This is a genomic window from Xanthomonas axonopodis, from assembly GCF_001304695.1.
GTDB lineage: Bacteria > Pseudomonadota > Gammaproteobacteria > Xanthomonadales > Xanthomonadaceae > Xanthomonas > Xanthomonas axonopodis.
The window spans coordinates 1-5,305 of the sequence record NZ_JFAQ01000157.1 but is presented as its reverse complement, the minus strand read 5'-3'; the positions used below and the strand labels follow the sequence as shown (position 1 = coordinate 5,305).

General features: G+C 63.7%; 3 protein-coding genes and 4 pseudogenes. 3 read left to right on the top strand and 4 right to left on the bottom strand.

Annotation, left to right across the window (positions count from 1 at the left end):
- The 4 genes and pseudogenes from XAXN_RS14690 to XAXN_RS14675 form a co-directional block, all read right to left on the bottom strand.
- Nucleotides 1-209, bottom strand: a pseudogene (locus tag XAXN_RS14690) (IS3 family transposase); the annotation flags it as partial.
- Nucleotides 209-523, bottom strand: a pseudogene (locus XAXN_RS23515) (DUF1153 domain-containing protein). The pseudogenes XAXN_RS23515 and XAXN_RS14690, both read right to left, overlap by 1 nt.
- Nucleotides 524-759: 236 nt before the next feature.
- Complete coding sequence (locus XAXN_RS14680; protein WP_054320096.1) at nucleotides 760-1,113, bottom strand: DUF1304 domain-containing protein; 354 nt, start codon at nucleotides 1,111-1,113, stop codon at nucleotides 760-762.
- Between the two features lie 181 nt (nucleotides 1,114-1,294).
- Nucleotides 1,295-2,656, bottom strand: a complete 1,362-nt coding sequence (locus tag XAXN_RS14675) for an NTP/NDP exchange transporter (protein ID WP_054320095.1) — start codon at nucleotides 2,654-2,656, stop codon at nucleotides 1,295-1,297.
- Nucleotides 2,657-2,989: 333 nt separating this feature from the next.
- Between XAXN_RS14675 and XAXN_RS14670 the strand changes: the two genes are divergently transcribed.
- The 3 genes and pseudogenes from XAXN_RS14670 to XAXN_RS22765 all read left to right on the top strand — a co-directional run.
- On the top strand, nucleotides 2,990-4,369 hold the full coding sequence (locus tag XAXN_RS14670; protein WP_054320094.1) for a serine hydrolase domain-containing protein: 1,380 nt from the start codon (nucleotides 2,990-2,992) through the stop codon (nucleotides 4,367-4,369).
- A gap of 381 nt (nucleotides 4,370-4,750) precedes the next feature.
- Nucleotides 4,751-5,067 (top strand): annotated as a pseudogene (locus XAXN_RS23510) (DUF1153 domain-containing protein).
- Nucleotides 5,067-5,305, top strand: a pseudogene (locus XAXN_RS22765) (IS3 family transposase); the annotation flags it as partial. The pseudogenes XAXN_RS23510 and XAXN_RS22765, both read left to right, overlap by 1 nt.

Genomic DNA, 5,305 nt, shown 5'->3' with positions numbered 1-5,305 from the left:
CCAAGCAACGCAGCGACCGTGCGATAGTCGAAACTCGGCTCCGCCTCGATCATCTTCTTGATCGGTTCGGCCAGCTCCGGCGTCACTTTGGCTGGCGATCTGGTCGGCTTGTAGTACGTCGTGCGAGGTGCCACGCCGAACCATTGGCACAACTTGGGCATCGGAACCGAAACACCTTCGTCCTTCAGGCCCTGCTGGACCGAGAGCATCAGCTCTCGTCCTTTCCCAGCAGGCAGGCCAGCTTTTTTCGGGCGCCAATCTCCAACATCGCCTCGCCGTAGGCCTGCTGCAAGTCCTTCAACTGCCGCTCGTACTGCGCGCGCACGTCCTCCGGCTTCGCCCGCAGGGCGTTCTCCATGCCTCGCTTGCCCTGCTCAACCCAGTTCTCGATCTCGGCAGGGGGCAGGTCGAACTGCCGGCTGGCCGCTGCTACCGTCGTCTTGCCCTGGATGATCTAAAGTACCAGCGCCGACTTGCGCCGGGCGGTCCAGCGCTTGATCTCTTCTTCCATCACTTCGCTCATCGGTGTCTCCTTCGGGGAAAGTAACACCTGAGCTGGAAATCAGGGGGTCATTACAGCCAACGCATGCGTCGGCGACACCATGCGTTTGGCCAGCGATCGAATGCGCGCCTGCAGGGGCCGAACGCGTGCCGAGAGTCGCGTACGTGGAAGCAGGCAGGCGCTGAGGCTACGAACAAGAGCTCATCGCAGCCATGATGCCCCACGCCTACGTACAGCGAACAGCTACGACAACTGCATCAAAACGGCAGCCACACCAGCGCAAAGGCGATCAACGCCGGCAGCGCCTGCACGAAAAAAATGCGGCGGTTAACGCTGTAGGCGCCGTAGCAACCTGCCACTACCACGCAGACCAGGAAGAAGCTCAGCACGTCGGCACGGGCGGCCAGTGCGCCCCAGAACAGGCCAGCGGCCAGGAAGCCGTTGTAAAGCCCCTGGTTGGCCGCCAGCACGCGGGTGGCATGCGCCTTTTCGAGGCTATTGCGAAAGGTCTTCAAGCCCAGCGGGTGCGTCCATAGCACCATTTCCAATACCAGGATGTAGACGTGCAACAGTGCAATGCACAGGCCGGCAATGATGGCGAACAGGGACATGGCAGACCGCCTCGGCAAATGGTGCCGCCAGCATAGCCGCGATTGCGGTCGCTCTGTTCGGCCCACCTGCACTACCGAGCTGGTGCGTGCGCTTCTGGCGCTGTCAGTGCGAGAAGCAGACTACCTGCGTGGTCGATGCCAAGGCGCCAAGCTGCATCTGCGACGTGTGCTATGGCGGTGTTTACTCGGAAATGCACTTGCCCGTCTCCACGTCGCGCTCGGCGGGTAGCTTGCGCGCCTGGCGCAACAGGCCGAACGCGCCAACCGTCATGCCGGTCGCCACGAGCAGGCCGACACCGAACACCGCGCTGGAGCCGAACGCAGAGACCAGCTTGTGCACCCAAACGAAGGTGAGATCACCACCGCGATAAACCACCGTATCGATTGCAGCGCCGGCCTTGTAGCGCCACTCGCGATTTACCCGCGTGTACAGCGTTTCGCGCGCAGGCTTGGCCAGTGCGAATTCGCTGGAGCGGGTAATCACCTGCACGATCGCAATCATCATCGGCAACGGCGACGCCGCCAAAGCCGCATAGCCCAGCATGATCGCCACGCCCGGAATCAACAACGCCGACGCGATGCCGAAGCGCGACAGCAAGGCGCGCGTCACCAACAGTTGCAACACCAGCGCCAGCGCATTGATCGCCAGGTCGATGCTGGAATAATAGGCGGTGGCCGCCGCTGCATCTGTGTAAAGCCGCCGCACCAGCGCCGCCTGCTCGTTGTAGAGCAAGGTTCCCACGCCCACACCGAACAACACCATGAAGGCCAGCCAGCGCAACAGCGGCTCGCGGACGATCAGCTTGAGGCCGCCGAGCACATCGCCGCCCATTGGCACTTCGCCGGAGCTCAGCTGGCCCTCCTGTTCGCGCGCAACAGCCCACAGCCGCAGGCGGAGCACACAGACCACGCAGACTGCCAAGAACCCGGCCGACACCAACATCAGATGCGCGATGCCGATACGTTCGACCAGTACGCGCGTCAGGACCGGGCCGAGAAACGCGCCCAGCGTCCCTGCCGCGCCGATATAGCCATAGTAGCTGCGCGCTTGCGCATTGCTGAAGACATCGGCCATGAAACTCCAGAACACCGCCACCGCAAACAGGTTGAAGACGGTCACCCACAAAAAGAACGCCATGCCCCGACCCGGCACGCCGCTGTCGAACAGCACGTAGAACAGCAGCAGGGTCGCGATGAAGAAGCCATACACCCCCGGCAGGAACACCCGCCGCGGATAGCGGCTGACCAGGGCGCCGTAGACCGGTTGCAGCAGCACCATGATCAGGAAGATGCAGGTAAACAGCACCTGCAGCGTGAAGTCCTTCAGCGGCACACCGTGCGCGGCGAAGAACGCGATCATGCCGGTGGGAAAGAGTGCCTCTACGTCGGCCGAGGCGCCCATCGCCTCGCGCACCGGACGCAACACGTAGTAACCGCTGAGCAGACAAAAGAAGTAAAGGAACGACCATGCCAGTGGTGGCGAGCTATGCAGTGCCGCGCTCAAACGGCCAGCCGCAGATCGCGGCGCAGAGGGGCTGGTCATGGGGTCACGGCCGCGCGCACAGGCGGGCCCGACAGAAAAAACATGGCGACGGCAACACCAGTGAAAGAAGCGCGCAAGTTAGCCGATGCGAGGCAGCGCCACCAGCGACCAGTCGCAGGACACTGCGGCCGGGGCTGCCTTCGTGCCGGCACGCTGCTTGCAGCTCGTATTGCGCCAGCGCGTAGCAACGCCTCGGCGGCCCCGGAATACTCGATTTCTGAATCCAAAATCATCAATAGGATCAATGCGATGCCCATTCATCTTCCGGCAGTTTGTGCTATTGCAAAGCGCGGCGCTAGAATCGCCGGAGGCAGCGGAACAGGCGGGACAACCATGACAGAAATGCGCACGCGCCCACGGTTTCGACCGTTGGCTATCGGGCTGTTCGGGGCGTTATTGCCTCTGGCCCTCTCCTCCACCGCGCAGACACCCGCGCGCCACGCCGCTGCATTGCAGCCGGCCCCTGTGGCGCAGTCGCCCACCGCACCGCTGCCCTATCGCACCTCGCTGCCGGCCAACCAGGTGTTGGCACCTGCTGCCGGTTTCGATGTGGCGGCATTTGAATCGATAGCGGACCAGTTGACCTACGGCAACCGGGTGCCTGGGATGGCGATGGCCATCGTGCAGGGCGGCAAGGTGCTCAGCGCGCGCGGCTATGGCGTCACCGATGTCAATCACCCGCAGCCGGTCGATGGCCACACCGTGTTTCGTCTGGCCTCGCTGTCCAAAGCCTTCGCCGGCACCATGGCGGGACTGCTGGTCAACGATGGCGTGCTGCGCTGGGACAGCAAGGTGGTCGACTACGTGCAGGACTTCCAGCTCAGCGACAACGCGGCCACCCGTCAACTCACCGTGGCCGAAGTGCTCAGCCATCGCGTCGGTCTGACCCGCAACGCCTACGACCGGGATATCGAATCCAACGTCGACTACTACTCGCTCAGCCATAAGCTGGCGGCTGCGCCGCTGCGTTGCGCGCCGGGCGATTGCTACGCGTATCAAAACGTCGCCTTCAGCCTGGTTGGCGATGTGGTGTTCGCCGCATCGGGCAGCTTCTACGAGCAATCGGTAGAGCGCCGCATCTTCAAGCCGCTGGGCATGAACGACGCCAGCATGGGTCTGGCCGGTATCCAGGCCAGCCCGCACTGGGCGCGCCCGCATGTGCGCAGCCGCAATGGCTGGGTGTCGCTGACGCCCAAGCCCACCTACTACCGCCTGGCGCCCGCTGCGGGCGTCAACGCCAGCGCCAGCGATATGGCGCAGTGGCTGCTCGCGCACACCGGTCATCGCACCGACGTGCTGCCTGCACCGCTGCTGGCGACGCTGCACGCGCCGCTGATCTCCACGCCGGGCGAAATGCGTTCGGGCTGGCGCCATGAGCGTGTGGATGCAGCCAGCTATGCGCTGGGCTGGCGCGTGTTCGATTACGCCGGCCATCAAGTGGTGTTCCATGCCGGCGCGGTGCAGGGTTATCGCGGCTTGGTCGCACTGCTGCCCGAGCGCGACCTGGGCGTTGCGATCCTGTGGAACGGCGAAAGCGGCCTGCCCTCGGGCATGCTGCCGACCATCCTGGACCGCGCGCTCGGCCTGCCGGCCAAGCGCTGGCTGGACATCGACGTGGACGGCGACTTCGGCAGCGAGAACATGCTGGCAGAGAAACCCGACCCGGCAGGCAAGGGCGCGTCTTCCGGCAAGTCGGTGGCGTCGCCGCGCTGAGTGGATGTAGTGCACTGACCTCGTGTCGGACGTAGGCAACGGCGGCTTCGGCCGCCTTTGTTGTTTCTGTGTCTCCAACGCGCGTTGAAGGCATGCCTGCCGGGCGCGCCAGAGTAAGGCCATGGATGCGCAACACGCCGAATTCTTTGGCTGCCGTAAACACCCATTGCCACCCACGTTGCGGCTGAGCCGAACTGTCGGCGTGCCGAAGTGGCAAGCCCTGATAGTCAGCTCTGGAATCTCGCGGCTTGATCCGCCGAATGGCCTCTGTCCTCCGACCTGCTGCCTTGCCGGCCCGCCATCAAGTCAGGCAGTGGCGGCGTGCCTGTAATGACCCACTGATTTCCTGCTCAGGTGTTACTTTCCCCGAAGGAGACACCGATGAGCGAAGTGATGGAAGAAGAGATCAAGCGCTGGACCGCCCGGCGCAAGTCGGCGCTGGTACTTTAGATCATCCAGGGCAAGACGACGGTAGCAGCGGCCAGCCGGCAGTTCGACCTGCCCCCTGCCGAGATCGAGAACTGGGTTGAGGAGGGCAAGCGAGGCATGGAGAACGCCCTGCGGGCGAAGCCGGAGGACGTGCGCGCGCAGTACGAGCGGCAGTTGAAGGACTTGCAGAGCAGGCCTACGGCGAGGCGATGTTGGAGATCGGCGCCCGAAAAAAGCTGGCCTGCCTGCTGGGAAAGGACGAGAGCTGATGCTCTCGGTCCAGCAGGGCCTGAAGGACGAAGGTGTTTCGGTTCCGATGACCAAGTTGTGCCAATGGTTCGGCGTGGCACCTCGCACGACGTACTACAAGCCGACCAGATCGCCAGCCAAAGTGACGCCGGAGCTGGCCGAACCGATCAAGAAGATGATCGACGCGGAGCCGAGTTTCGGCTATCGCACTGTCGCTGCGCTGCCTCGCATGAACAAGAACACGGTGCAGCGGATCTT